The organism is Burkholderia sp. Bp8963, from assembly GCF_003854275.1.
GTDB lineage: Bacteria > Pseudomonadota > Gammaproteobacteria > Burkholderiales > Burkholderiaceae > Burkholderia.
Map to the genome: position 1 here is coordinate 14,088 of NZ_QTQP01000014.1, position 26,044 is coordinate 40,131.

At 66.9% G+C, this 26,044-nt stretch carries 23 protein-coding genes and 1 tRNA gene; 15 read left to right on the forward strand and 9 right to left on the reverse strand.

What is annotated here, in order from left to right:
- The first annotated feature begins 2 nt into the window (after nucleotides 1-2).
- The 11 genes from mraY (at nucleotide 3) to lpxC (ending at nucleotide 12,627) form a co-directional block, all read left to right on the forward strand.
- Nucleotides 3-1,172 carry a phospho-N-acetylmuramoyl-pentapeptide-transferase gene (gene mraY / locus DID96_RS14015; RefSeq protein WP_124599908.1) on the forward strand — a complete coding sequence of 390 codons (1,170 nt, stop codon included), beginning with the start codon at nucleotides 3-5 and terminating at the stop codon, nucleotides 1,170-1,172.
- Nucleotides 1,173-1,200: 28 nt separating this feature from the next.
- A complete protein-coding gene (gene murD / locus DID96_RS14020; RefSeq protein ID WP_124600033.1) occupies nucleotides 1,201-2,712 on the forward strand; it encodes a UDP-N-acetylmuramoyl-L-alanine--D-glutamate ligase in 1,512 nt (503 codons plus the stop codon).
- Nucleotides 2,709-3,992, forward strand: a complete 1,284-nt coding sequence (gene ftsW / locus DID96_RS14025) for a putative lipid II flippase FtsW (protein WP_124599909.1) — start codon at nucleotides 2,709-2,711, stop codon at nucleotides 3,990-3,992. Before murD ends, ftsW begins: the two co-directional genes overlap by 4 nt.
- On the forward strand, nucleotides 3,989-5,092 hold the full coding sequence (gene murG, locus DID96_RS14030; protein ID WP_124599910.1) for an undecaprenyldiphospho-muramoylpentapeptide beta-N-acetylglucosaminyltransferase: 1,104 nt from the start codon (nucleotides 3,989-3,991) through the stop codon (nucleotides 5,090-5,092). Before ftsW ends, murG begins: the two co-directional genes overlap by 4 nt.
- Nucleotides 5,089-6,489, forward strand: a complete 1,401-nt coding sequence (gene murC, locus DID96_RS14035) for a UDP-N-acetylmuramate--L-alanine ligase (RefSeq protein ID WP_124599911.1) — start codon at nucleotides 5,089-5,091, stop codon at nucleotides 6,487-6,489. The genes murG and murC overlap by 4 nt, the downstream gene beginning before the upstream one ends.
- Before the next feature lies 1 nt (nucleotide 6,490).
- Complete coding sequence (locus DID96_RS14040) at nucleotides 6,491-7,432, forward strand: D-alanine--D-alanine ligase (protein WP_124599912.1); 942 nt, start codon at nucleotides 6,491-6,493, stop codon at nucleotides 7,430-7,432.
- 19 nt (nucleotides 7,433-7,451) lie between these two features.
- Nucleotides 7,452-8,204: a cell division protein FtsQ/DivIB gene (locus DID96_RS14045; protein ID WP_124599913.1), complete on the forward strand. Its 753-nt coding sequence runs from the start codon at nucleotides 7,452-7,454 to the stop codon at nucleotides 8,202-8,204.
- 26 nt (nucleotides 8,205-8,230) lie between these two features.
- Nucleotides 8,231-9,463, forward strand: coding sequence for a cell division protein FtsA (gene ftsA / locus DID96_RS14050; RefSeq protein WP_124509643.1), 1,233 nt, complete (start codon nucleotides 8,231-8,233; stop codon nucleotides 9,461-9,463).
- 112 nt (nucleotides 9,464-9,575) lie between these two features.
- Nucleotides 9,576-10,775 (forward strand): cell division protein FtsZ, encoded by a 1,200-nt coding sequence (gene ftsZ, locus DID96_RS14060; protein WP_124599914.1) that lies wholly within the window; start codon nucleotides 9,576-9,578, stop codon nucleotides 10,773-10,775.
- Nucleotides 10,776-10,961: 186 nt separating this feature from the next.
- Nucleotides 10,962-11,468 (forward strand): peroxiredoxin, encoded by a 507-nt coding sequence (locus DID96_RS14065; protein WP_124600034.1) that lies wholly within the window; start codon nucleotides 10,962-10,964, stop codon nucleotides 11,466-11,468.
- 241 nt (nucleotides 11,469-11,709) lie between these two features.
- Nucleotides 11,710-12,627: a UDP-3-O-acyl-N-acetylglucosamine deacetylase gene (gene lpxC / locus DID96_RS14070; protein ID WP_124599915.1), complete on the forward strand. Its 918-nt coding sequence runs from the start codon at nucleotides 11,710-11,712 to the stop codon at nucleotides 12,625-12,627.
- Nucleotides 12,628-12,708: 81 nt separating this feature from the next.
- Here lpxC and DID96_RS14075 read toward each other — a convergent pair whose 3' ends face one another.
- A complete protein-coding gene (locus DID96_RS14075; protein ID WP_124599916.1) occupies nucleotides 12,709-13,188 on the reverse strand; it encodes a DUF721 domain-containing protein in 480 nt (159 codons plus the stop codon).
- A gap of 256 nt (nucleotides 13,189-13,444) precedes the next feature.
- Here DID96_RS14075 and secA point away from each other — a divergent pair, with 256 nt between their 5' ends.
- From secA to DID96_RS14100, 4 genes are all read left to right on the forward strand, one after another.
- Nucleotides 13,445-16,240, forward strand: a complete 2,796-nt coding sequence (gene secA / locus DID96_RS14080; protein WP_124599917.1) for a preprotein translocase subunit SecA — start codon at nucleotides 13,445-13,447, stop codon at nucleotides 16,238-16,240.
- Nucleotides 16,241-16,384: 144 nt separating this feature from the next.
- Nucleotides 16,385-17,626: a bifunctional glutamate N-acetyltransferase/amino-acid acetyltransferase ArgJ gene (argJ, locus tag DID96_RS14090; protein ID WP_124599918.1), complete on the forward strand. Its 1,242-nt coding sequence runs from the start codon at nucleotides 16,385-16,387 to the stop codon at nucleotides 17,624-17,626.
- Nucleotides 17,627-17,646: 20 nt separating this feature from the next.
- Nucleotides 17,647-18,516 carry an ATP-binding protein gene (locus tag DID96_RS14095; RefSeq protein ID WP_124599919.1) on the forward strand — a complete coding sequence of 290 codons (870 nt, stop codon included), beginning with the start codon at nucleotides 17,647-17,649 and terminating at the stop codon, nucleotides 18,514-18,516.
- Nucleotides 18,513-18,956 (forward strand): NUDIX domain-containing protein, encoded by a 444-nt coding sequence (locus tag DID96_RS14100; RefSeq protein WP_124599920.1) that lies wholly within the window; start codon nucleotides 18,513-18,515, stop codon nucleotides 18,954-18,956. The genes DID96_RS14095 and DID96_RS14100 overlap by 4 nt, the downstream gene beginning before the upstream one ends.
- A gap of 63 nt (nucleotides 18,957-19,019) precedes the next feature.
- Here the strand turns inward: DID96_RS14100 and DID96_RS14105 are convergent, their stop codons facing one another.
- From DID96_RS14105 to DID96_RS14140, 8 genes are all read right to left on the reverse strand, one after another.
- Complete coding sequence (locus DID96_RS14105) at nucleotides 19,020-19,220, reverse strand: DNA gyrase inhibitor YacG (RefSeq protein ID WP_124600035.1); 201 nt, start codon at nucleotides 19,218-19,220, stop codon at nucleotides 19,020-19,022.
- A gap of 37 nt (nucleotides 19,221-19,257) precedes the next feature.
- Nucleotides 19,258-20,013: a cell division protein ZapD gene (zapD, locus tag DID96_RS14110; protein WP_124599921.1), complete on the reverse strand. Its 756-nt coding sequence runs from the start codon at nucleotides 20,011-20,013 to the stop codon at nucleotides 19,258-19,260.
- 129 nt (nucleotides 20,014-20,142) lie between these two features.
- A complete protein-coding gene (gene coaE / locus DID96_RS14115) occupies nucleotides 20,143-20,751 on the reverse strand; it encodes a dephospho-CoA kinase (protein ID WP_124599922.1) in 609 nt (202 codons plus the stop codon).
- A gap of 1 nt (nucleotide 20,752) precedes the next feature.
- A complete protein-coding gene (locus tag DID96_RS14120) occupies nucleotides 20,753-21,646 on the reverse strand; it encodes an A24 family peptidase (RefSeq protein ID WP_124599923.1) in 894 nt (297 codons plus the stop codon).
- 45 nt (nucleotides 21,647-21,691) lie between these two features.
- On the reverse strand, nucleotides 21,692-22,903 hold the full coding sequence (locus tag DID96_RS14125) for a type II secretion system F family protein (RefSeq protein ID WP_124599924.1): 1,212 nt from the start codon (nucleotides 22,901-22,903) through the stop codon (nucleotides 21,692-21,694).
- On the reverse strand, nucleotides 22,900-24,159 hold the full coding sequence (locus tag DID96_RS14130) for a GspE/PulE family protein (RefSeq protein ID WP_124599925.1): 1,260 nt from the start codon (nucleotides 24,157-24,159) through the stop codon (nucleotides 22,900-22,902). The genes DID96_RS14125 and DID96_RS14130 overlap by 4 nt, the downstream gene beginning before the upstream one ends.
- Nucleotides 24,160-24,344: 185 nt before the next feature.
- Nucleotides 24,345-25,637: an HlyC/CorC family transporter gene (locus tag DID96_RS14135; protein ID WP_124599926.1), complete on the reverse strand. Its 1,293-nt coding sequence runs from the start codon at nucleotides 25,635-25,637 to the stop codon at nucleotides 24,345-24,347.
- Between the two features lie 143 nt (nucleotides 25,638-25,780).
- Nucleotides 25,781-25,857: transfer RNA gene (locus tag DID96_RS14140), tRNA-Pro, on the reverse strand.
- Between the last annotated feature and the right edge of the window lie 187 nt (nucleotides 25,858-26,044).

A 26,044-nucleotide genomic window follows, 5' to 3' on the forward strand; every position in this document is an offset into this window, starting at 1 on the left:
GCATGTTGCTGGCGCTGGCGCAATGGCTGCAAGGTGACGCAAGCTTTTTGCGCTTGTTCACGTACCTGACGTTCCGTGCGGTGATGGCCACCATCACCGCGCTCGGGATCGGGCTCGTGTGCGGACCGTGGGTGATCCGCAAGCTGACGGAAATGAAGGTCGGGCAGGCCGTGCGCAAGGACGGCCCGCAGACCCACCTCGTCAAATCCGGCACGCCGACGATGGGCGGCGTGCTGATCCTGATCGGCATCGCGGTCGCGACGCTGTTGTGGGGCGACCTGACGAACCGTTTCATCTGGATCGTGATGCTCGTCACGTTTGGGTTCGGCGTGGTCGGCTGGGTCGACGACTACCGGAAGGTCGTCTACAAGGATCCGCGCGGGATGTCGTCGCGCGAGAAGTATTTCTGGCAGTCGGTGATCGGCTTGTTTGCCGCCGTCTACCTCGCGTTCAGCGTGTCCGAGGCGAGCAACGTGCGCGTGTTCGACCTGTTCATGGCGTGGGTGAGGAGCGGCCTGTCGATGGGGCTGCCCGCGCGCGCGGACCTGATGTTGCCGTTCCTGAAGTCGATCAGCTATCCGCTCGGCGTGTGGGGCTTCATCGCGCTGACCTATTTCGTGATCGTCGGCGCGAGCAACGCGGTGAACCTGACCGACGGGCTGGACGGCCTCGTGATCATGCCGGTCGTGCTGGTTGGCGCGTCGCTCGGCGTGTTCGCGTACGTGATGGGCAGCGCGGTCTATTCGAAATACCTGCTGTTCCCGCACATCGCGGGCGCGGGCGAGCTGCTGATCTTTTGCTCCGCGATGGGCGGGGCAGGGCTCGCGTTCCTCTGGTACAACACGCACCCCGCGCAGGTGTTCATGGGTGACGTCGGCGCGCTGGCGCTCGGCGGCGCGCTCGGCACGGTCGCCGTGATCGTGCGGCAGGAAATCGTGCTGTTCATCATGGGCGGCATTTTCGTCGCGGAAACGCTGTCGGTGATGCTGCAGGTCACGTGGTTCAAGTACACGAAGAAGCGTTACGGCGAAGGGCGCCGCATCTTCAAGATGGCGCCGCTGCATCACCATTTCGAATTGTCCGGCTGGAAGGAAACGCAGGTGGTGGTGCGTTTCTGGATCATCACGCTGATGCTGTGCCTGTTCGGTCTGTCCACCCTCAAGTTGCGGTAAAGGAAAGGTAACAAGGATGTCTGGCGAGATGTTTGGAGATCGGCAACGGCCGATGGTGCTCGTGCTGGGGCTCGGCGAATCGGGTCTCGCGATCGCGCGGTGGTGCGCGAGGCACGGGTGCCGGCTGCGCATTGCCGATACCCGCGAGGCGCCGCCGAACCTTGCCGCGCTGCAGGCCGAAGGCATCGATGCCGAGTTCGTCGGCGGGCCGTTCACGTCTGCACTGCTGGACGGCGGCGTCGAGATCGTCGGGCTGAGCCCCGGCCTGTCGCCGCTCGAGCCGGCGCTCGCGGCGCTGATCGCGGCAGCGAACGAGCGCGGCATCGCGGTGTGGGGCGAACTGGAATTCTTCGCGCAGGCGTTGCGCACGCTCGGCACGAGCGGCTACCAGCCGAAGGTGCTCGCGATCACGGGCACGAACGGCAAGACCACGACGACGAGCCTCACGGGCCTGCTGTGCGAACGCGCGGGCAAGAAGGTCGGCGTCGCGGGCAACATCAGCCCGGCGATGCTGGATCGGCTCGCCGCCGCGATCGACGCCACCGCCCTGCCGGATGTCTGGGTGCTCGAACTGTCGAGCTTCCAGCTCGAGACCGCGCGCACCTTCGCGCCGGACGCGGCCGCGATCCTCAACATCACGCAGGATCACCTCGACTGGCACGGCAGCTTCGACGCCTATGCGGCCGCAAAGGGCCGGATCTTCGGCGCAACGACGACGCGCGTGTTGAACCGCGACGACGCGGCGGTGATGAAATTCGCGCGGGCCGCGGGCGCGGCCGATGCGTCGCGCACGATCACGTTCGGGCTGAACGAGCCTGCACATGAAGGCGATTACGGGTTGTCGCGCGACAACGGAATCGCGTGGCTCGTCGAGGCGATCGATCGCGACGCCGTCGACGAACCGGCAACGGGCCGCCGCCGCAAGCGTGACACGACGCATACGCCGGACATCGCGCAGAAGCGCCTGATGCCGGTCGACGCGCTGCGCATCCGCGGCCTGCACAACGCGGCGAACGCGCTGGCCGCGTTCGCGCTCGCACGCGCGATCGACCTGCCGGCCGCGCCGCTGCTGCACGCGCTGCGCGAATACCGCGGCGAAGCGCATCGCGTCGAGCTGATCGCAACGCTCGACGATGTCGATTACGTCGATGACAGCAAGGGCACGAACGTCGGCGCGACGGTCGCCGCGCTCGACGGGCTCGCGCAGAAGATCGTGTTGATCGCCGGCGGCGACGGCAAGGGCCAGGATTTCGCGCCGCTCGTCGCGCCGGTCGCCCGCTGGTGCCGCGCGGTAATGCTGATCGGTCGCGATGCGCCGGCAATTCGCGACACGCTCGCGGAAACGGGCGTGCCGCTTGCCGCCCACGCGACGCTCGAGGAAGCGGTGCGGGCGGCTGCCGAGCTTGCGGAGCCGGGCGATGCGGTGCTGCTGTCGCCCGCTTGCGCGAGCCTCGACATGTTCCGGAACTACGCCCATCGCGCAGACGTGTTCCGCGCGGCAGTGGACGAAATCGCCATCGGCAAAGGAGCGACGCCATGAGCTGGTCCGATCGCCTCGTCTCCCGTTTCAACGACCGGCGCGACGCCGGCGGCAATGCCGCAGGCGGCCGCGTCGCGTCCGCCACGCGCGCCGCGACGGGCGGCCTCGCGAGCGTCGTCAACGGCGTGCGGCCGAGCCGCTCGCGGATGCTCGACTTCGACTATTCGCTGCTGTGGGTCGCGATCGCGTTGCTCGGGCTCGGCGTCGTGATGGTGTACTCGGCGTCGATCGCGATGCCCGATTCGCCGAAATACGCGTCGTATCACGATTACGCGTTCCTGTTGCGCCACTGCGTGTCGCTCGTCGTCGCGTTCATCGCGGCGGTGATCGCGTTCCGCGTGCCGGTGTCGACGTGGGACAAGTACGCGCCGCATCTCTTCCTGATCGCGCTCGTCGGCCTTGTGATCGTGCTGATCCCGCACGTCGGCAAGGGCGTGAACGGCGCGCGCCGCTGGATTCCGCTCGGGATCACGAACATGCAGCCGTCGGAAGTCATGAAGCTCGCGGTGACGATCTACGCGGCGAACTACACGGTGCGCAAGCAGGAATACATGCAGAGCTTCGCGAAGGGCTTTCTGCCGATGGCGTTCGCGGTCGGCCTCGTCGGCGCGCTGCTGCTGCTCGAGCCGGACATGGGCGCGTTCATGGTGGTCGCCGCGATCGCGATGGGCGTGCTGTTCCTCGGCGGCGTGAACGGCAAGCTGTTCGGCGGCCTCGTCGCAACGGCGGTCGGCACGTTCACGATGCTGGTCTGGCTGTCGCCGTGGCGTCGCGAGCGGATCTTCGCTTACCTCGATCCGTGGGACGAGCGCTACGCGCAGGGCAAGGCATACCAGCTCACGCACTCGCTGATCGCGTTCGGCCGCGGCGAGTGGTTCGGCGTCGGCCTCGGCGGTAGCGTCGAGAAGCTGAACTACCTGCCCGAAGCGCATACCGACTTCATCCTCGCGGTGATCGGCGAGGAGCTCGGTTTCGTCGGCGTGATGGTCGTGATCCTGCTGTTCTACTGGATCGTGCGCCGTGCGTTCGAGATCGGCCGTCAGGCGCTCGCGCTCGACCGCACGTTCGCGGGGCTGACTGCCAAGGGCATCGGCATCTGGTTCGGCGCGCAGACGTTCATCAACATGGGCGTGAACCTCGGCCTGCTGCCGACCAAGGGTCTGACGCTGCCGCTCGTGAGTTATGGCGGCTCGGGCATTCTGCTGAACTGCGTCGCGCTCGCGGTGCTGCTGCGGGTCGATTACGAGAACCGGGTGCTGATGCGCGGAGGGAAGGTATGACCGCGGCACGACGCACGCTGATGGTGATGGCAGGCGGCACCGGGGGCCACGTGTTCCCGGGGCTCGCGGTCGCGCACCGGATGGAAGCGGCGGGCTGGCGCGTCGTGTGGCTCGGCAATCCGGCCGGGATGGAGGCGACGCTCGTGCCGAAGCACGGCATTCCGATGGAATACGTGCGCTTCGGCGGCGTGCGCGGCAAGGGCCTGATGACCAAGCTGTCGCTGCCGTTCAACCTGCTGCGCGCGTGCTGGCAGAGCCTCGGCGCGCTGCGCCGGGTCAAGCCCGACGTCGTGCTCGGGATGGGCGGCTACATTACGTTCCCGGCGGGCGTGATGACGGCGCTGTCGGGCCGCCCGCTCGTGCTGCACGAACAGAATTCGATCGCGGGCCTCGCGAACAAGGTGCTCGCGAAGCTCGCGAAACGCGTGCTCGTCGCGTTCCCGAATGCACTGCCGCACGCCGAATGGACGGGCAATCCGATCCGCGCGGAACTTGCGCGCACGGAACCGCCCAAAGCACGCTATGCGGCGCGCAGCGGGCCGCTGAACGTGCTGGTCGTCGGCGGCAGCCTCGGCGCGGCCGCGCTGAACGAAGTCGTGCCGCGCGCGCTCGCGATGCTGGCGCCGGGCGAGCGCCCGCACATCGTGCATCAGGCGGGCGCGAAGCACATCGACGTGCTGAAGGCGAACTATGAGGCCGCCGGTCTCGCGTATGGCAGCGACGTGCAGCTCGTGCCGTTCATCGACGACATGGCGGCCGCGTATGCCGCGGCGGATCTCGTGATCTGCCGCTCGGGCGCGATGACGGTATCGGAGATCGCGGCGGTGGGCGTGGCGGCGCTGTTCGTGCCGTTCCCGTACGCCGTCGACGATCACCAGACGACCAATGCCGCGTTCCTCGCCGAGGCGGGAGCAGCGGTGCTGGTGCAACAACGCGACCTGTCGGCCGACCTGCTCGCCGATTGGCTGCGCAGCCAGTCGCGGGCGTCGCTCGCGGACATGGCCGAGCGTTCGCGCTCGCTGGCAAAGCCGGACGCCACCGATGAAGTCGCACGTGTCTGTGCGAAGGTGGCCGGCGCGAACCTGGAAATACTGCAATGAAACACATCGTCAAACACATTCATTTCGTCGGGATCGGCGGCGCCGGCATGAGCGGCATCGCGGAAGTGCTCGTCAACCTCGGCTACCAGGTCAGCGGGTCGGACCTGTCGCGCAACGCGGTGACGGATCGCCTCGAAGCGCTCGGCGCACGGATCGCGATCGGCCATGACGCGGCAAACATCGAGGGTGCGAATGCGGTCGTCGTGTCGACGGCCGTGCGCTCGGACAACCCGGAAGTGCTGGCCGCGCGTGCGAAGCGCGTGCCGATCGTGCAGCGCGCGGTGATGCTCGCCGAGCTGATGCGCCTGAAGCAGGGCATCGCGATCGCCGGCACGCACGGCAAGACCACGACGACGAGCCTCGTCGCGAGCGTGCTCGCGGCGGGCGGGCTCGACCCGACCTTCGTGATCGGCGGGCGCCTGATCAGTGCCGGCGCGAACGCGCGGCTCGGCACCGGCGACTTCATCGTTGCCGAGGCGGACGAGTCGGACGCATCGTTCCTGAACCTGTATCCGGTGATCGAAGTGATCACGAACATCGATGCGGACCACATGGACACCTACGGCCACGATTTCGCGCGGCTCAAGCAGGCGTTCATCGAATTCACGCAGCGGCTGCCGTTCTACGGTAGCGCGGTCGTGTGCGTCGACGATCCGAACGTGCGGCAGATCATTCCGTTCATCTCGAAGCCGGTGGTGCGCTACGGGCTGTCGCCGGATGCACAGGTGCGCGCGGAAAACATCGACGCGCGCGACGGCCGGATGCACTTCACGGTGATCCGCGACGGGCGCGAGCCGCTGCAAGTCGTGCTGAACCTGCCGGGCCTGCACAACGTGCAGAACGCGCTCGCGGCGATCGCGATCGCGACGGATCTCGGCGTAGCCGACGACGCGATCCAGCAGGCGCTCGCGGAATTCAACGGTGTCGGCCGGCGCTTCCAGCGCTACGGCGAGGTGCCGGCGGCCGACGGTGGCGATTACACGCTGATCGACGACTACGGGCATCACCCGGTCGAGATGGCGGCGACGATCGCGGCCGCGCGCGGCGCGTTCCCGGGCCGCCGCCTCGTGCTTGCGTTCCAGCCGCACCGCTACACGCGCACGCGCGACTGCTTCGACGATTTCGTCAACGTGCTGTCGACGGTCGATGCGCTGGTGTTGACGGAAGTCTATGCAGCCGGCGAGGCGGCGATCACGACCGCCAACGGCGACGCGCTGTCGCGCGCGCTGCGCGCGGTGGGCAAGGTGGAACCGGTGTTCGTCGCGACGGTCGACGAGGTGCCGGATGCATTGGCAAAGGTCGCGCAGAACGGCGACGTGGTGATCACGATGGGCGCGGGTTCGATCGGCGGCGTGCCGGCGAAGATCGTGCAGAACACGCAACAGACGAAGGGCTGACATGAGCGGAATCGATCCGAAACGTTTCGGCAAGGTGGCGGTGTTGTTCGGTGGGGAATCCGCCGAGCGCGAGGTGTCGCTCACCTCGGGCCGCCTCGTGCTGCAGGGCCTGCGCGACGCGGGCGTCGACGCACATCCGTTCGACCCGGCCGAGCGGCCGCTCGCGGCGCTGAAGGACGAAGGGTTCGAGCGCGCGTTCATCGCGCTGCACGGCGGCTATGGCGAGAACGGCCAGATCCAGGGCGCGCTCGATTTCTACGGGATCCGCTATACGGGCAGCGGCGTGCTGGGCTCGGCGCTCGGCCTCGACAAGTTCCGCACGAAGCTCGTGTGGCAGCAGACGGGCGTGCCGACGCCGCCGTTCGAGACGGTGTTGCGTGGCGACGACTTTGCGGCGCGTGCGCCTGAAATCGTCGCGAAACTCGGCCTGCCGCTGTTCGTGAAGCCGGCGAGCGAAGGCTCGAGCGTCGCGGTGCTGAAGGTGAAGACGGCCGACGCGCTGCCGGCCGCGCTCGCGGAAGCGGCCACGCACGACAGGATCGTGATCGTCGAGAAGAGCATCGAGGGCGGCGGCGAGTACACCGCGTGCATCGCCGGCGATCTCGACCTGCCGGTGATCAAGATCGTGCCGGCCGGCGAGTTCTACGACTATCACGCGAAGTACATCGCCGACGACACGCAGTACCTGATCCCGTGCGGGCTGCCCGCCGGCAAGGAAGCGGAACTGAAGCGCCTCGCGCGCCGCGCGTTCGACGTGCTCGGCTGCACCGACTGGGGCCGCGCGGATTTCATGCTCGACGCCGCGGGCGACGCGTACTTCCTGGAAGTGAACACCGCGCCGGGCATGACCGATCACTCGCTGCCGCCGAAGGCCGCGCGTGCGGTCGGCATCAGCTATTCGGAGCTGGTCGTGAAGATTCTGTCGCTCACGCTCAACGACTGACGCAGGAACGGAAAGACGTATGTGGAACAACGTTCGCCAACTCAACCTTGCCGCCAGCGCGCTGTACGCGCTGCTGCTGCTCGTGTTGGCGGCGGCCGGCTGCTACTGGCTGATCCAGCGTCCGGCGTTCGCGCTGCGCGAGATCCGGATCGACGGCGATACCGACCATATCAACGCGCCGACCGTGCGCGCGGGCGTGGTCGGGCGGCTGAAGGGCAATTTCTTCACGGTCGATCTCGATATGGCGCGCACCGCGTTCGAGCAGATGCCGTGGGTGCGCCACGCGAGCGTGCGCCGCGTGTGGCCGAATGCGCTGGCTGTCACGCTCGAGGAGTACAAACCGCTCGGGACGTGGGGCAGCAACCAGCTCGTGAGTATCGACGGCGAGCTGTTCACCGCGAACCAGGGCGAGCTCGACGAGGAGCTGCCCGCGTTCGACGGACCGGAAGGCAGCGCGAAGGAAGTCGTCACGCGGTACCGCGACTTCGCGAAATGGTTCGCGCCGCTGAAGGCGGCGCCGGAAGAAGTGACGCTGTCGGCGCGCTATGCGTGGACGGTGAAGCTGTCGAACGGGATGCAGGTCGAGCTGGGCAAGGAGCGCAACAGCGAATCGCTGCACGACCGGAGCCAGCGCCTCGTCGCCGCATGGCCGGCCGTCACGCAGCGCTGGGGCAACGACATCGAGTACGCGGACCTGCGCTATCCGAACGGATTCGCGATTCGCGCGGCGGGCATGCGGTTCCTGACCGATACCGACAAGCGCAAGAAGTAACGAGAGATCACACGCAAGAGCACTTTATGAGCAAAGACTACAAGGATCTGCTGGTTTCCCTCGACATCGGCACGTCGAAGGTGGTGGCCGTCGTCGCCGAGCTGAAGGGCGAAGGCCACTACGAGGTGATCGGCCTCGGCCAGAGCGAATCGAAGGGTCTGAAGAAAGGTGTGGTGGTGAACATCGAAGCCACCGTGCAGTCGATCCAGCGCGCGCTCGAGGAAGCCGAGCTGATGGCCGACTGCAAGATCACCAACGTGTTCACGGGGATTGCCGGCAGCCACATCCGCAGCTTCAACTCGAGCGGGATGGTCGCGATCAAGGACAAGGAAGTCACGCAGACCGACGTCGCGCGCGTGATCGAGACGGCCAAGGCGATCAACATCCCGACCGACCAGCAGGTGCTGCACATCCTCACGCAGGAATTCATCATCGACGGCCAGGAAGACGTGCGCGAGCCGATCGGCATGAGCGGCATCCGCCTCGAGGTGAAGGTGCATATCGTGACGGGCGCAGTGAGCGCCGCGCAGAACATCGTCAAGTGCGTGCGCCGCTGCGGGCTCGAAGTGAACGACCTGATCCTGCAGCCGCTCGCGTCGTCGCTCGCGGTGCTGACTGAAGACGAGAAGGATCTCGGTGTGGTGCTCGTCGACGTCGGTGGCGGCACGACCGACATCGCGATCTTCGCGGAAGGCGCGATCCGCCATACCGCGGTGATTCCGATCGCCGGCGACCAGATCACGAGCGACATCGCGATGGCGCTGCGCACGCCGACGCCGGACGCGGAAGACATCAAGGTCGGCTACGGGATCGCGAAGCAGGCGCTCGCCGATCCGGACGAGATGGTCGAAGTGCCGGGCCTCGGCGAACGCGGCCCGCGCACGCTGTCGCGCCAGGCGCTCGCGGCCGTGATCGAGCCGCGCGTCGAGGAACTGTTCTCGCTCGTGCAGCAGGTGGTGCGCGAATCGGGTTACGAAGAACTGCTGAGCTCCGGCGTGGTCATTACCGGCGGTGCCGCGATGATGCCGGGCATGGTCGAGCTCGGCGAAGACATTTTCCTGAAACCGGTGCGCATCGGCGCGCCGGAATATGCAGGCGGCCTGGCTGACGTCGTGCGCAACCCGCGCTACTCGACGGCGATGGGCCTCCTGGTGGAAGGCAGTGCTCAGCGCATGCGCGGCCGCAAGGTCGCCGTGCAGTCCGGCAACGCGGGGCAGATCTTCTCGCGGATGAAGGAATGGTTCCTGAGCAACTTCTGATGAACCGAATCGAAATTCGCGCCGGTGCCGGCGGCCGGCGCGCGACAGGGGGTTGCCCGATCTCCTGCCGAATAACGGCCGAGTAGCAGTAACTTTCTTGACGGAGGCAACAATGGAATTTGAAATGCTGGAAACCGAAACCAACGGCACCATCATCAAGGTGGTGGGCGTTGGCGGCGCTGGCGGCAATGCCGTGCAGCACATGATCAACCGCGGTGTGCAGGGCGTCGACTTCATCGTGATGAACACCGACGCGCAGGCGCTGTCGCGTGCGCGCGCACCGTCCGTGATCCAGCTCGGCAACACCGGCCTCGGCGCCGGCGCGAAGCCGGAAATGGGCAAGGCGGCGGCGGAAGAGGCGCGTGAGCGCATCGCCGACGCGCTGCGCGGCGCGCACATGGTGTTCATCACGGCCGGCATGGGCGGTGGCACCGGCACGGGCGCGGCACCGGTCGTCGCACAGATCGCGAAGGAGATGGGGATCCTGACGGTTGGCGTCGTCAGCAAGCCGTTCGAGTTCGAGGGCGGCAAGCGGATGCGCGTCGCGGAAGCCGGTTCGCAGCAACTGGAGGATCACGTCGACTCGCTGATCGTCGTTCTGAACGACAAGCTGTTCGACGTGATGGGCGATGACGCCGAGATGGACAAGTGCTTCCAGTGCGCGGATGACGTGTTGAACAACGCGGTTGCAGGCATCGCGGAAATCATCAACGTCGATGGTCTCGTGAACGTCGACTTCGAAGACGTGAAGACGGTGATGGGCGAGCAGGGCAAGGCGATGATGGGCACGGCGACGGTCGCCGGCGTCGATCGCGCGCGCCTCGCGGCGGAACAGGCGGTGGCGAGCCCGCTGCTCGAAGGCGTCGATCTGTCGGGCGCGCGCGGCGTGCTGGTCAACATCACGTCGAGCCGTTCGCTGCGCCTGTCGGAAACGCGCGAAGTGATGAACACGATCAAGAGCTACGCAGCGGAAGACGCGACGGTGATCTTCGGTGCGGTGTACGACGACGCGATGGGCGACGCGCTGCGCGTGACGGTCGTCGCGACGGGCCTCGGCCGCGCGGCGAAGAAGCAGCAGTCGGCACCGATGACGCTCTTGCGCACCGGCACGGACAACCAGCCGATCAACGCGGTGTCGCACAACAGCTACGCACCGGCGCATCATGTGAGCACGGCCGACTACGGCGCGCTCGACACGCCGGCCGTGTGGCGCAATTCGCGCGAAACCGCGGCATCGCACGTGCAGGCGCTGCAGGAGAAGGGGGTCGACACGTACGACATCCCGGCTTTCCTGCGCAAGCAGGCTGACTGACGCACACAGGCGAAGCCGCGGCGGTGTCGCCGCGGTTGAAGCCGCGTGGACGGATGCTACGGACCGTGACAGGCCGCGTCGGCTGCGACGCCGGGCCGGGAAACGTGCCCTCTTCGCTTCGGCGAGGCGGGATGGGCCGTGCTGTCCGTGTCACGCAAGAAACCGCATCGCTATGAGGGACCAGCCATGATTCAAGTGGGCGACGCGCTGCCCGATGCGCAGTTGTTCGAGTTCATCGACGACGCGCAGGCAGGCTGCACGCTGGGGCCGAACGCCCGCAGCGTGCGCGAGCAGACGGCGGGCAAGCGGGTGGTGATCTTCGGATTGCCGGGCGCTTTCACGCCGACCTGTTCAGCGCAGCATGTGCCGGGCTACGTCGAGCACGCCGAGCAACTACGCGCGGCGGGCATCGACGAGATCTGGTGCGTGTCCGTCAACGACGCATTCGTGATGGGCGCTTGGGGACGTGATCTGCACACCGCGGGCAAGGTGCGCATGATGGCGGACGGCAGCGCGGCTTTCACTCATGCGCTGGGGCTGACGCAGGATTTGTCCGCGCGTGGCATGGGGATTCGTTCCCTGCGCTACGCGATGGTGGTCGACGACGGTGTGGTCAAGACGCTGGCCGTCGAAGCGCCGGGCAAGTTCGAAGTGAGCGATGCGGCGAGTGTGCTGGCGAAGTTGAAGCCCTGATTGCGCGATGCGCCGTTGCCTGCAGGCAACGTTGCATATCGGCCGCAGGGCGGTTGTAACACGGGCTGATGACCGGGAACGCCTCCGTTCCGGGCATCGGCCCGTCCCGTATCGGCTGGGGGTAAACAGCGGAAACAGATTGATACGCAGTTTCAAACGACGCTGAATAGGGAATTACGCTATAATCTCGTCTATCGAATATAACGCTTGATTGATTTTTTCAATCAAAACGAAGATCGCCATGCTGAAGCAGCGCACCATCAAATCGATCGTGAAGACCGTGGGCATCGGTGTCCACTCGGGTCGCAAGATCGAACTGACGCTCCGTCCCGCCGCGCCGGGCACGGGCATCGTGTTTTCGCGCGTCGACCTGCCGACGCCCGTCGACATTCCGGCCTCGGCGATGTCGATCGGCGATACGCGGCTCGCGTCGGTCCTGCAGAAGGATGGCGTGCGCGTGTCGACCGTCGAGCACCTGATGTCGGCGTGCGCGGGCCTCGGCATCGACAATCTCTATGTCGACGTGACCGCCGAGGAAATTCCGATCATGGATGGCAGCGCGGCGACCTTCGTGTTCCTGATCCAGTCGGCCGGCATCGAGGAGCAGAACGCGCCGAAGCGTTTCATCAAGGTGAAGAAGCCGGTCGAAATCCGCGACGGCGACAAGTTCGCGCGTCTCGACCCTTATTTTGGCTTCAAGCTGAAGTTCACGATCGACTTCCGCCACCCGGCCGTCGACAAGACGGGCCAGGAGCTCGAGGTCGATTTCGCGAACACGTCGTATGTGCGCGAGATCGCACGCGCGCGCACGTTCGGCTTCGCACACGAAGCCGAGATGCTGCGCGAGATGGGCCTTGCGCGCGGTGGCAGCATGGACAATGCGATCGTGCTCGACGAGTACCGCATCCTGAACAATGACGGGCTGCGCTATGACGACGAGTTCGTGAAGCACAAGATGCTCGACGCGATCGGCGACCTATACGTGGTCGGCCATCCGCTGCTGGCGTCGTACACGGCGTACAAGTCGGGCCACGGGCTCAACAACGCGCTGCTGCGCGAGTTGCTTGCGCACGAGGACGCGTATGAGATCGTGACGTTCGACGATCCGCAGTCCGCGCCGAGCGGCTTCGCGTTCGATACGCAGACGGCATTCGCATGAGCGGCGCGCGTTCTGCGCGCCCATGAAAAAAGCGGCCTTCGGGCCGCTTTTTTCGTTTCTGGCCGTGACGGCCGCGCAGCGTCAGCGTGGCGCCTTGCCGCCGTGCCGCGCGGCCATTCGCGCGAGCGCAGCCTGCAGCGGCGACGGCTCGAGATGCTCGGCGAGGTCGCGCAGCGCGGCCGCGCCTACGGGCGTCATCCGCGCCTGCTTCACGGGCGCCGGTTCCGGCGCGTCCTTCGGACGCACGCGCACGCGCAGCGTCGCCACCGGCCAGCCGCGCCGCTGGAGATCCGCGAGCAGCCGCGGTTCGACCTGCCGCAGCCGGGCGGCCAGCGCGTTGTGCGCGGCAAACAGGGTCAGGGTGCCGTCCTTGATGGAGCCCGGTTCGATGTGGCTCGCGAGGTAGTCGGGCAGCAGCGCGGCGAGGTCGCGCTGCAGTGCGGCGACCTGCTCGACGCCCGCCCGCAGCGCCGCAAACGCGTCGGTGTGCTTGAGCAGTTCCGACACGGGTTGCGGGCGGTGCGCGGCGAGCGGGCCGAAACGCTTGGAAAATCGGTTCATCGAGGCATTCTTCAGGCGCGCGGGCACGCGGACGTTGACGCCGATTGTAACCGCCGCGGCGCGTGCGCGCCGGGCTTTCGCCGCGCGGCGCCGGTCGCCGGAGCACCTCGACCGTCAGGCCGTGACACGGGCGCGTGCTCCCTCGCGTGCTAAAATTCGATGTTTGAATCCACTCATACGCTAAGCCGCCGAGGCTCGGGCGTCGGGGCGCGCAACACGCGCCGGGCGCCGGTGCTGCGACGCAGGATCCGATCCGATGACAACCGGTTTTCTCCAGAAAATTTTTGGCAGCCGCAACCAGCGGCTCGTCAAGCAATATCAAAAGACCGTCGCGGCGATCAATGCGCTCGAAACGCAGATCGAGAAGCTGACGGACGACCAGTTGCGCGGCAAGACGGACGAGTTCCGCCAGCGAATCGCGGCCGGCGAATCGCTCGACAAGTTGCTGCCCGAGGCGTTCGCGGTCTGCCGCGAGGCGAGCCGCCGGGTGCTGAAGATGCGCCACTTCGACGTGCAGTTGATCGGCGGCATGGTGCTCCACTACGGCAAGATCGCCGAAATGCGCACCGGCGAAGGCAAGACGCTCGTCGCGACGCTGCCGGTGTACCTGAACGCGCTGACGGGCCGCGGCGTTCACGTCGTGACGGTCAACGACTACCTCGCGCAGCGTGACGCCGAGTGGATGGCGCGCCTCTACAACTTCCTCGGGCTGTCGGTCGGCATCAACCTGTCCGGCATGGAGCACGAGCAGAAGCAGCAGGCTTACGCGGCCGACATCACGTACGGCACGAACAACGAGTTCGGCTTCGACTACCTGCGCGACAACATGGTCTACGAGACCGGCTCCCGCGTGCAGCGCTCGCTCAACTTCTCGGTGGTCGACGAGGTCGACTCGATCCTGATCGACGAAGCGCGTACGCCGCTGATCATCTCGGGCCAGGCCGAAGACCACACCGAGCTGTACGTGCGGATGAACGCGCTGCCGCCGCTGCTCGAGCGCCAGATCGGCGAGGAGAAGGCCGACGGCACGGGCGTCGAGAAGCCGGGCGACTACACGCTCGACGAGAAGTCGCGCCAGGTGTTCCTCACGGAATCGGGCCACGAGAAGGCCGAGCGCCTGCTCTCGGAATGGGGCCTGATCGGCGAGGGCGAAAGCCTGTACGCGCCGCAGAACATTACGCTGATGCATCACGTGTACGCGGCGCTGCGCGCACACACGCTGTTCCACAAGGACCAGCACTACGTCGTGCAGAACGGCGAAGTGATCATCGTCGACGAATTCACGGGCCGCCTGATGGCGGGCCGCCGCTGGTCCGACGGCCTGCACCAGGCGGTCGAGGCGAAGGAGCACGTGAAGATCCAGAGCGAGAACCAGACGCTCGCGTCGATCACGTTCCAGAACTACTTCCGCATGTACGCGAAGCTGGCGGGCATGACCGGCACCGCGGACACCGAAGCGTACGAATTCAACGAGATCTACGGCCTCGAAACGGTCGTGATCCCGACCAACCGTCCGCCGAAGCGGATCGACAAGCAGGACCAGATCTACAAGACGGCCAAGGAGCGCTACGACGCGGTGATCCGCGACATTCGCGAATGCTACGAGCGCGGCCAGCCGGTGCTGGTCGGCACGACGTCGATCGAGAACTCCGAACTGCTGTCGCACCTGCTGAAGCAGGCCGGGCTGCCGCACGAGGTGCTGAACGCGAAGCAGCACGCGCGCGAAGCGGCAATCGTCGCGGAAGCGGGCCGTCCGCAGCGCATCACGATCGCGACCAACATGGCGGGTCGCGGTACCGACATCGTGCTCGGCGGCAACGCCGAGAAGCAGGCCGCGTTCATCGAGGCCGACGAAGCGATCCCGGCGGACGAGAAGGCACGCCGCATCCAGCAGCTTCATGACGAGTGGGAAACGCTGCACGAGCAGGTGAAGGCCGCGGGCGGCCTGCACATCATCGGCACCGAGCGTCACGAGTCGCGCCGGATCGACAACCAGCTGCGCGGCCGTGCGGGCCGCCAGGGCGATCCGGGCTCGTCGCGCTTCTACCTGTCGCTCGACGATCCGCTGCTGCGCATCTTCGCGGGCGACCGTGTGCGCTCGATCATGGACCGCCTGAAGATGCCCGAAGGCGAGGCGATCGAGGCCGGCATCGTCACGCGCTCGATCGAATCCGCGCAGCGCAAGGTCGAGGCGCGCAACTTCGACATCCGCAAGCAGTTGCTCGAATACGACGACGTCTCGAACGACCAGCGCAAGGTGATCTACCAGCAGCGCAACGAGCTGCTCGAAGCACACGACATCACCGAGACCATCGCCGCGATGCGTCACAGCGTGATCGGCGAGGTGGTCCGCCAGTTCGTGCCGGCGGGCAGCATCGAGGAGCAGTGGGATATCCCCGAGCTCGAGGAAGTGCTGCGCAACGACTGGCAGCTCGATCTCGCGGTCCAGGAAATGGTGAACGAGTCGTCGTCGATCACGGCCGACGAGATTCTCGACGCGGTGACGACCTCGGCCGACGAGCAATACGAGTCGAAGGTCGCGCTGGTCGGCCGCGAATCGTTCAGCGCGTTCGAGCGTTCGGTGATGCTGCAGGCGGTCGACCGCCTGTGGCGCGAGCACCTCGCGGCGCTCGACCACCTGCGCCAGGGCATCCACCTGCGCGGCTACGCGCAGAAGAACCCGAAGCAGGAATACAAGCGCGAGGCATTCGAGCTGTTCGCCGCGATGCTCGAGGCGATCAAGCAGGAAGTCACGCGGATCGTGATGAACGTGCAGATCCAGTCGCCGGAGCAGCTCGAGGAAGCGGCCGAGCAGATCGAGGAGCGCGGCAGCGGCAATCTCGACAACGTCGAGTACCAGCATGCCGAGTTCGCCGAAGCCGGTGCGCCGGTGGCCGGCGGTGCGGCCGTCGCGGCTGCGACTGCCGAGATGGTCGGCAGCGCGATGACCCACAGCGGCCCTGGCGGCGAGATGCCGAAGGTCGGCCGCAACGATCCGTGCCCGTGCGGCAGCGGCAAGAAGTACAAGCACTGTCACGGCAAGCTGTCGTGATCGAAGGCGGCGCGCGATGAGCGCGCCGCGTCGCTTGTAGCGTTGATTGGTGTTAGTGAGTAGCGGCGGCCCGCGCGTGCGGCCGCCGGTTCGTTCAATCGATGCCGGCGCGCGCCGGCATTTTCCTTCCGGCAGGTGCTCCACATGGCTGTCAATTTTCCGTCGATCGATCCCGCCCAACTGCATCCCGTCGCCGGCGTCACGCTGGGCTGGGCGGAGGCGAACATTCGCAAGCCGAACCGCAAGGACGTGCTGGTCATTTCCGTCGAGGAAGGCGCGACGGTCGCGGGCGTGTTCACCGAGAACCGCTTCTGCGCCGCGCCCGTGACCGTGTGTCGCGAGCATCTGGCAAAGGTGCGCGCGGGCGGTGCGGGCATCCGCGCGCTGGTCGTGAACACCGGCAATGCGAACGCGGGCACCGGCGAGCCGGGCCTCGCGCACGCACGCGAAACCTGTGCGGAACTTGCACGCCTCGCCGGCATCGAGCCGTCGCAGGTGCTGCCGTTCTCGACGGGCGTGATCCTCGAGCCGCTGCCGATCGACCGTCTGAAGGCCGGCCTGCCGGCGGCGCTCGCGAACCGCCAGGCCGCGCACTGGTACGACGCGGCGCAGGCGATCATGACGACCGACACGCTGCCGAAGGCGACGTCGCGTCAGGTGACGATCGACGGTCACACGGTCACGCTGACCGGCATCAGCAAGGGCGCGGGCATGATCAAGCCGAACATGGCAACGATGCTCGGCTTCCTCGCATTCGATGCGAACGTCGCACAGCCGGTGCTCGACGCACTCGTGAAGGAAGTCGCGGACCGCTCGTTCAACTGCATCACGATCGACGGCGATACGTCGACGAACGACTCGTTCATCCTGGTCGCGTCCGGCAAGAGCACGCTGCCGGCGATCACGTCGACCGATTCGCCCGCCTACGCGGCGCTGCGCGATGCAGTGACCGAAGTCGCGCAGGTGCTGTCGCAGCTGATCGTGCGCGACGGCGAAGGCGCGACGAAATTCATGACGGTGCAGGTCGAAGGCGGCAAGAGCGTCGCCGAATGCCGTCAGATCGCGTACGCGATCGGCCACTCGCCGCTCGTGAAGACCGCGTTCTACGCGTCGGACCCGAACCTCGGCCGCATTCTCGCGGCGATCGGCTATGCGGGCGTCACCGATCTCGACGTCGGCAAGATCGACCTGTATCTCGACGACGTGCTGGTCGCGAAAGCGGGCGGCCGCAACCCGGCCTACCAGGAAGAGGACGGCCAGCGCGTGATGAAGCAGAGCGAGATCACGATCCGCGTGCTGCTCGGCCGCGGCGACGCGCAGGCGACGATCTGGACGTGCGACCTGTCGCACGACTACGTGAGCATCAACGCGGACTACCGCTCCTGAAACGGGGGCGCACGACCATCATGGACAAGCTCGAACAGTTTCTGACGCGCGCGGAAGCGCTGCTCGGCCGTCTCGAGGCGATGCTGCCGCCGGCGCCGGCGTCCGTCGACTGGAACGCCGCGCACGCGTTCCGCTGGCGCAAGCGCCAGGGGCGTGGCTACCTGCAGCCGGTGCCGGCCGCGTCGACGATCACGCTCGCCGACCTGCACAACATCGATCGCCAGAAGGCGCTGATCGAGCAGAACACGCGGCAGTTCGTGCAGCAGAAGCCGGCCAACAACGTGCTGCTGACGGGCGCGCGCGGCACCGGCAAGTCGTCGCTGATCAAGGCGTGCCTGAATGCGCACGCGCAGGACGGGTTGCGCCTGATCGAAGTCGACAAGGACGACCTGCACGATCTCGGCGACATCGTCGAGCTGATCGCGCAGCGCCCCGAGCGCTTCATCGTGTTCTGCGACGACCTGTCGTTCGAGGAAGGCGAGTCGGGCTACAAGGCGCTGAAGGTCGCGCTCGACGGTTCGGTGGCCGCGCAATCGGACAACGTGCTGATCTACGCGACGTCGAACCGCCGCCATCTGCTGCCCGAGTACATGAGCGACAACGAGACGTACAAGCACCTGCCGGACGGCGAGATCCATCCGGGCGAAGTTGTCGAAGAGAAGATTTCGCTGTCCGAGCGTTTCGGCCTGTGGGTCAGCTTCTACCCGTTCAAGCAGGACGATTACCTCGGGATCGTTGCGCACTGGCTGCGCCATTTCGGCTGCGACCATGCCGAGATCGAAACGGCGCGCGGCGACGCGCTCGTCTGGGCGCTCGAGCGTGGTTCGCGCTCGGGACGCGTCGCGTGGCAGTTCGCGCGCGACTGGTCGGGCCGCAAGGAGCAGGCATGAGCACGGATCTCGCACAACGCGCCGTGCACGCACCCGACGGCCGCAAGGTGACCGAGGTCGCGGTCGGCATCATGGTGCAGCCGGACGGCCGGTATCTGCTTGCGCAGCGCCTGCCGGGCAAGCCTTACGAAGGCTACTGGGAATTTCCGGGCGGCAAGCTGGAGGCCGGGGAAAGCGTCGAGGACGCGCTCGCGCGCGAACTGCACGAGGAACTCGGGATCGTCGTCACCGCGTGCCATCGCTGGCACACGCTCGAGCACGATTATCCGCACGCATATGTGCGGCTCTATTTCTGCAAGGTGACGGGCTGGACGGGCGAGCCGCACAGCAAGGAAGGGCAGGCGTTCGTCTGGCAGCACCTGCCGGTCGACGTCGCGCCGCTGTTGCCCGCGGCGCTGCCGATCCTGGAACTGCTCGCGAAGGACGAAGCGCAACGCTGACGTCCGGGGCCTGCCCGCACGGGCGGGCCCGCATCGCGATCACGCGGGACGGTGCCGGGCCGCTCAGCTGTTGCGGTTGCCGTCCGTGCCGTCTTCCTCGGACAACGGAGCATCGTCCGAATTGCTGCCGATCCGATACTTTTCGGCTGCCCATGCGCCGAGATCGAGCTGCTTGCAGCGGGCGGAACAGAAGGGACGGAAGCGATTTTCAGGCGTCCAGCGCACTTCGGCGCCGCACGACGGACATTTCACAACGGTAACCATACTAACCATACGAAAGCGTCGATTCGGCACTCGGCCGTTACAGATTGCACAGGGTCAGGTGGAACGGCACGTCCATGTCGACCGCGCGCGGCCGCACGTCGCCGTCCTGCATCGTGAAGCGCACCCACAGCATGTACTTGTTCGCGCTCGCTTCGGGAATCACACGCAATTCCGGGGCCACGCGCACCTGCATCAGTTGATAGCTCCGACCGGAGAGCATCTGCTGGTAGCTGCCCTGCATCGCCATCACCTTCGACGCCTGGCCCGATTCGCGCGCGAGGCGCAGCACGATCGCCGCAGCGTCACGCAGCGGCAGCAGCGGCAGGATCCACTTCGCGATGTCCTGGCGCCGCTGTTCGGCAGGCCACTGCTGCCATGCGTAGTACGACGGCAGATCGAATTTGCACGTGCCGCCCGGAATGACCGCGCGGCTGCGGATGCTCGCAAGCCATTCGTTATCGACCAGATGCTGGCCGGTCTTGCCTTGCATTTGCGCGAGATTCGCCAGCGTCTGCTCGATTTCGCCGAGCACGGCTTCGAGCGCGTTCTGTTCGATGCCGGGATTGCCGCGAAACGGAGCGAGCGTCTGGCGCTGCCGCTCGAGCTCCTTCATCAGCTCCGATTTCAGGTCCGCACGGCCCGTTACTTCGGCGATCTCGAACAGCGTCGTCAGCGCGACATGATGTTCCCGCGCGTCCTCTTGAGCCAAAAAGAACGCGAAGCGCTCGAACAGGTCTTCGAGGCGCAGCAACGTGCGAATTCGCTCATTGAACGGATACTCGTAAAGAATCAAGCGCGCTCGCCTCTTGCGTAGGGAATGAAACAATGCAGGACATTCTAATGCGCACTGTCTACGCTGGCCAAGCGCCAATTTCGTGCGCCATCGCGCGGATGGCGCGTGCGCGAGGCCGCGATGCGGCGATCATTTTTCGTCTGACGAGTACGCGAGATAGCGCTGGTGCAGTGCATCGACCTCCGCGGCGAGCATAGCGGGCGTCGTCGCAGCGTTGACGATCACGTCGTCGGCAGCGGCGAGACGTGCGTCGCGCGTCGCTTGCCGCGCGACGATCGCCTCGACTTGCTCGCGTGTGAATCCGTTGCGGCGCATCACGCGCGCGATCTGGGTTTCGACGTCGCAATCGACGACGAGCACGCGATCGACCCGCGCCTTCCAGTTGCCCGACTCGACGAGGAGCGGGACGACGTACATCACGTACGCGCCTTGCGCTTCCCGGCCTTCGCGGTCGGTTTCCGCGCGGATCAGCGGATGCGTGATCGCTTCGAGGCGACGCCGTGCCGCGTCGTCGCTGAAGATCAGCGTGCGCATCTTCGCGCGGTCGAGCGAGCCGTCCGCGGCGACGAAATCCGCACCGAACGCCTGCGCGATCGCCGGCATCGCGAGCCCGCCGGGCGCGGTGATGCGATGGGCGATCAGGTCGGTGTCGACGATCGACGCGCCGCGGGCCGCGAACAGGTCCGCGATCGTGGTCTTGCCGCTGCCGATCCCGCCGGTGAGTCCTACTGCGAACATGTCAGCCTCCAAGAGCCGAATAGAAAGGGGTGCCGAAGAACAGCGTCGCGGCACCGCCGGCCGCAAGAAACGGGCCGAACGGAATCGGCTCTTCGAAACGCATGCGGCCGCGCCACGTCGCGACGAGCCCGACGATCGCACCCGTGACCGCGGCGAACAGCACGACCTGCGGCAGCGCGGCCCAGCCCATCCACGCACCGAGCGCGGCAAGCAGCTTCAGGTCGCCGAAGCCGATCCCTTCGATGCCGCGCAGCCACTTGAACAGCCAATAGATCGACCACAGGAACAGGTAGCCTGCCATGGCGCCGATGACAGCCGCGCGCAGCGACGTGAACGTGCCGCCGAGATTCAGCGCGAGCCCGGCCCACAGGAGCGGCAGCGTCATCGAATCGGGCAGGTAGCCGGTCCGGATATCGATCGCGCTCATCGCGAGCAGCGCGGCGCACAGGCCGAACGCGGCGAGTGCGGCGAAGGTCGGCCCGAATGCCGCGAGCGAGCCGGCGGCGAGCAGCGCGCCCGCCAGTTCGATCAGCGGGTAGCGTATACCGATCGCGTGGCCGCACTGACGGCAGCGTCCGCGTTGCAGCAGGTAGCTGACGAGCGGGATGTTTTCCCACGACCGCAGCACGTGGCCGCAGTGCGGGCACGCGCTGCGCGGATGCCACAGATCGTAGCGCAGCGGGTAGCCGTCGTCGGGCTCCGCGCTGGCGCCCGTCGCTTCTGCGACTTCTGTCCGCCACGCGCGCTCCATCATCACGGGCAGCCGGTGAACGACGACGTTGACGAAACTGCCGATGCACAGTCCGAACACGGCGGCGAACGCATACTGTGCGGCAGGCGGCAGCATTGCCAGCACGGACAACGCGGGGGCGGCAGACAGGGGCATGGGCATCATGTAGCGGGTCGATCAGGCTAAAAGGCGACAGATTCGGTTGCGATGCTACACCACGTTGCCGAGCTGAAGGATGGGCAGGTACATCGCGACGACCAGGCTGCCTACCAGCGCGCCCAGCACGATCACGATCAGCGGTTCGCCGAGCGCGGCGAGCGTATCGAGATGCGCATCGAGCTGGCGTTCGCACAGCGTCGCGATGTCGACGAGCATCGTGTCGAGCGCGCCGGTTTCTTCCGCGACGGCGATCGGCTGGACGACGTCGTCCGGGAAGCAGCCGGCCGCCTGCATCGCGTCGGCAAGACGCGCACCATGCAACACGCGCGCGGCGATGCGCGCGGTGGCCCGCTCGTAGACGGGATGGCCGGCCGTGCGTTCGAGTGTCGCAAACGCATCCGCGAGCGGCACGCCGGCGCCGAGCAGTGTCGCGAGCGAACGGCACCATCGTGCGGCGGCGAACCGGCTCAGCGCGCTGCCGACGAGCGGCACGCGCAGCAGCGCGCGGGCGCACGCGAACCGCGCGGCGGGCAGGCGCCCGATTGCGTGCCGGGCGCCGATGCCCGCCACAGTGGCGCAGGCGAGCAGCGGGAGGCCCCATGCCGAAGTGGCGGACGCAAGCGCGAGCAGCATGCGCGTCGGGGCCGGCAGCGCTGCGCCGAAGCCGTCGAAGATCTGCCGGAACGTCGGCACGACCCACACCATCAACGCGATCGTGATCGCGAGCGCGAACCCGATGACTGCGACCGGATAGGCCAGCGCGGCACGCAGCTTGCGGTGTTGTGCGTCAGCGCGCTCGCGGTGATCCGCGACGCGAGTCAGCACCGTGCCGAGCGCACCGGACGTCTCGCCGACCTCGATCAGCTGGCAGTACAGCGAGCCGAATTGCGTCGGGTAGCGGGCGAGCGCCACGGCGAAGCGCCGACCGTCGACGATCTCGCGCGCAAGGCCGGCCGCGATGCGTGGCATCCCGTCGGGCCCGCCGGCGCGCGCGAGCATTTCCAGCGACGGCGCGAGCGGCAGGCCCGCTTGCAACAGGCTCGCGAGCTGACGCGTGAAGCGCGTGACATCGCGCCCGCGCGCAATCGGCGGTCGGGCCGCACCGCGCGCGTCGAGCGACAGCACTGTGATGCCGCCGCGCTTGAGGAGCGCCCGCGCGCCGGCTGCGTCGAACGCGATCACGGTACCGCGGCGCGGCGCGCCGTCCTGGCGGCGGCCGCGCCAGACGAAGCGGGTTTCGCGCGGTGGCGTTCGTGCGCTCATGCGTCGGGCGTCATCGCAAGGGCTTCCGCGAGACTCGTCGTGCCATCCTTCACGCGGGCGAGCGCGGCGTCGCGCAGCGTGCATATGCCTTCGCCGGTGGCGTGCCGGGCGAGCTGGCCGACACTCGCGCGCGCGACGATCCGTTCGGCCAGGCCCGGTGAAACCGGCATCGCCTGGTGCACGCCGATGCGGCCGCGGTAGCCGATGCCGTGGCACGCGGCGCAGCCGCGCGCAACGAACGGCCGCCATCCCGACACCAGGGCCGACGGGTCGCAGCCGGCTTCGTGCAACAGGCGTGCCGGCGCGTCCGACGGTGTGCGGCAGGTTGCGCACAGGCGCCGCACGAGGCGTTGCGCGGTGACGAGGCGCAACGCGGCCGCGAGGTTGTATGGCGCGACGCCGATGTCGAGCAGCCGCGCAATCGCGGCGGGTGCGTCGTTGGTGTGCAGCGTCGAGAGCACGAGGTGTCCGGTTTGCGCGGCCTTGATCGCGACGTCGGCCGTTTCCGCGTCGCGGATCTCGCCGACCATGATGACGTCCGGATCCTGCCGCAACAACGCGCGCAGTGCGGTGGCGAAGGTCAGCCCGGCCTTTTCGGCGACGCCGACCTGATTGATGCCGTCGAGCTGGATCTCGGCCGGATCCTCGACCGTGCAGACGTTGTGTGCATCACGATCGAGCATCTGCAGCGCGCAGTACAGCGACAGCGTCTTGCCGCTGCCTGTCGGCCCGGTGACGAGCACGAGGCCGTGCGGCGCGCGGATCGCCGCCTCCAGTGCGGCGGCCTGTTGCGCGTCGAAGCCGAGGTTCGCGAGCGTGAGATCGGGCGGCAGCGTTTCAAGGCGGCGCAGCACGAGTTTTTCGCCGAACAGCGTCGGCAGCGAGCTGACCCGGTAGTCGCCGCGCTCGCGGTCGGTCAGCGCGATGCGCAGGCGGCCATCCTGCGGAACGCGGCGCTCGGCAATATCCATCCGCGCGAGCACCTTGATCCGGGTGATGAACGCGTCGCGCAGGTGAACGGGCGGCCGCGCATGTTCGTGCAGCACGCCATCGACGCGCAGGCGCAGCCGCCATCCCGTTTCGAACGGCTCGACGTGGATGTCGGATGCTGCGCGGGCGCTCGCGGCGCGCAGCGTATCCGTCAACAGGCGCGTGGCGGGTGCGTCGTCGAGCTGGGCGGCGTCGAGCGGGCGAGGGCCGGTGGGCGGAGCGGGATCGGGGATGGCGGGCATCCCGTCGGTGGGCGTGAAAAGCATGATTGCCGGCGCGGCGGCCGCCTGGTTACCGTGACCTCTGCATGGTCGCGCGGTAACGGCGGCGCCGACAGTCGGCCGGTCGGCCAGCGTGAGCCCGCGATCGCGAGAGCGGGGGCTTGGCGGGTCCTGGCGGGCTAACGGGCCCTATTAGCGGGCCTTGGGGGCCTTTGGGGCCTTAGGGGGCCTTAGCGGGCGATGCCGAGCGCGCCGCGTGCGGGGCGTGGCTTGAACAGCTTGACGGTGCGCACCGCCTGGTCGTCGCTGCGCATCACCTCGAGCATCACGTCGCCGATCTTCACGCACACGTCGTCTTCCGGAATCTCCTCGAGGACTTCGAGGATCAGCCCGTTGAGCGTCTTCGGGCCGTCGGTCGGCAGCTTCAGGTGCAGCCAGCGGTTCAGCTCGCGCAGCGGCATGCTCGCCGCGACGATGCACTCGCCGTTTTCGTCCCAGCCGCCCTTGCGCGCGCTGCGCGGCATCGACGTCGTGAACTCGCCGATCAGCTCCTCGATGATGTCCTCGGGCGTGACGAGGCCTTCGAGCTCGCCGTACTCGTTGACGATCAGCGCGGTGCGCTGGCGGCTTTCCTGGAAGAACTGGAGCTGCTGGAACACCGGCGTGCCCGACGGCACGTAGTACGGCTCGGCGAGCAGCGAGCGCAGCGTCTCGCGGTCGAAATCCTGGTTGTGGAGCGCGGTCAGCGTCTTGCGCACGTGCAGCACGCCGAGCACCTTGTCGATGTCGCCCTCATAGACGACGAGCCGGTTGTGATAGCAGGTCTCGAGCTGATGCAGGACGTCGTCGAGCGGCGCATAGAAATTGAGCGATTCGATCTGGCGGCGCGGCACCATCACGTCGTCGACCGTGATGTTCTCGAGATCGAACAGGTTCAGCAGGATGCTGCGGTGCTTGGTCGGCATGAAGCTGCTCGACTCGAGCACGATGGTGCGCAGCTCGTCGGCCGACATCCGCTGGTCGCGGCCCTTGGCCGTGTTGATGCGCAGTACCCACAGCACGCCGTGCGCGAGCGTGTTCACGAACCAGACGATCGGCTTCAGCACGCGCATCAGCGGCGCGATGACGATGCTCGCGGGCAGCGCGATGCGTTCCGGGAACGTCGCGCCGGCAATCTTCGGCGCGATCTCGGCGAACACGATGATCAGGAACGCGACGATGCCGGTCGCGATCGACAGCGCAACGTTGTTATGGCCGAACGTATGCAGTGCGATCGACGTCGTGAGGACCGGGATGATCGTGTTGAACAGGTTGTTGCCGATCAGGATCACGCTGAGCAGCTGGTCGGTGCGCGTGAGCAGGCCCTGGGTGGTCTTCGCGCCGAGCGCGCCCTGGCCGGCGAGATGCTTCAGCCGATGGCGATTGAGCGCCATCATCGCGGTCTCGGAAATGGAAAAGAAGCTGGAGCAGAGGAGAAGCAGGAAGACGGCGCCGATTTGCGCCCATAAGGGAATTTGGTCCACGCGTCGGAATGGATAGTGAAGGACAGGTATGGAGGGAATATAGCAGAGGCCGGTGGCGCGGGCGTGTCGCGTAGGTGGCACGGGTTGCGCGGCGTGCAGGTAAAAAAAAACCGTGCACCTCGGTGCACGGTTTTTCACAAATCTGGTCGGGGTGAGAGGATTCGAACCTCCGGCCTCTACGTCCCGAACGTAGCGCTCTACCAGGCTAAGCTACACCCCGATTTGGACTCTTCCGACATCGCAGTCTTCTTCAAGACCGCTGCGTCATCAGCCAAGAACATAACTATACCAGCGCTTTTTCGAAAATGGAACAACTTTGTGAAGAAATTTTTCGAGATGCTGGTTCCACGATCCATTTCGACCGGCCTCGTCATGCGTGACGGTGGCCGGATTGCCAAACAGAGCAG

Coding starts and splice junctions, on each gene's coding strand:
- mraY (WP_124599908.1), top strand. CDS start 3: ATGTTGCTGGCGCTGGCGCAATGGCTGCAAGGTGACGCAAGCTTTTTG.
- murD (WP_124600033.1), top strand. CDS start 1,201: ATGTTTGGAGATCGGCAACGGCCGATGGTGCTCGTGCTGGGGCTCGGC.
- ftsW (WP_124599909.1), top strand. CDS start 2,709: ATGAGCTGGTCCGATCGCCTCGTCTCCCGTTTCAACGACCGGCGCGAC.
- murG (WP_124599910.1), top strand. CDS start 3,989: ATGACCGCGGCACGACGCACGCTGATGGTGATGGCAGGCGGCACCGGG.
- murC (WP_124599911.1), top strand. CDS start 5,089: ATGAAACACATCGTCAAACACATTCATTTCGTCGGGATCGGCGGCGCC.
- DID96_RS14040 (WP_124599912.1), top strand. CDS start 6,491: ATGAGCGGAATCGATCCGAAACGTTTCGGCAAGGTGGCGGTGTTGTTC.
- DID96_RS14045 (WP_124599913.1), top strand. CDS start 7,452: ATGTGGAACAACGTTCGCCAACTCAACCTTGCCGCCAGCGCGCTGTAC.
- ftsA (WP_124509643.1), top strand. CDS start 8,231: ATGAGCAAAGACTACAAGGATCTGCTGGTTTCCCTCGACATCGGCACG.
- ftsZ (WP_124599914.1), top strand. CDS start 9,576: ATGGAATTTGAAATGCTGGAAACCGAAACCAACGGCACCATCATCAAG.
- DID96_RS14065 (WP_124600034.1), top strand. CDS start 10,962: ATGATTCAAGTGGGCGACGCGCTGCCCGATGCGCAGTTGTTCGAGTTC.
- lpxC (WP_124599915.1), top strand. CDS start 11,710: ATGCTGAAGCAGCGCACCATCAAATCGATCGTGAAGACCGTGGGCATC.
- DID96_RS14075 (WP_124599916.1), bottom strand. CDS start 13,188: ATGAACCGATTTTCCAAGCGTTTCGGCCCGCTCGCCGCGCACCGCCCG.
- secA (WP_124599917.1), top strand. CDS start 13,445: ATGACAACCGGTTTTCTCCAGAAAATTTTTGGCAGCCGCAACCAGCGG.
- argJ (WP_124599918.1), top strand. CDS start 16,385: ATGGCTGTCAATTTTCCGTCGATCGATCCCGCCCAACTGCATCCCGTC.
- DID96_RS14095 (WP_124599919.1), top strand. CDS start 17,647: ATGGACAAGCTCGAACAGTTTCTGACGCGCGCGGAAGCGCTGCTCGGC.
- DID96_RS14100 (WP_124599920.1), top strand. CDS start 18,513: ATGAGCACGGATCTCGCACAACGCGCCGTGCACGCACCCGACGGCCGC.
- DID96_RS14105 (WP_124600035.1), bottom strand. CDS start 19,220: ATGGTTACCGTTGTGAAATGTCCGTCGTGCGGCGCCGAAGTGCGCTGG.
- coaE (WP_124599922.1), bottom strand. CDS start 20,751: ATGTTCGCAGTAGGACTCACCGGCGGGATCGGCAGCGGCAAGACCACG.
- DID96_RS14120 (WP_124599923.1), bottom strand. CDS start 21,646: ATGATGCCCATGCCCCTGTCTGCCGCCCCCGCGTTGTCCGTGCTGGCA.
- DID96_RS14125 (WP_124599924.1), bottom strand. CDS start 22,903: ATGAGCGCACGAACGCCACCGCGCGAAACCCGCTTCGTCTGGCGCGGC.
- DID96_RS14130 (WP_124599925.1), bottom strand. CDS start 24,159: ATGCTTTTCACGCCCACCGACGGGATGCCCGCCATCCCCGATCCCGCT.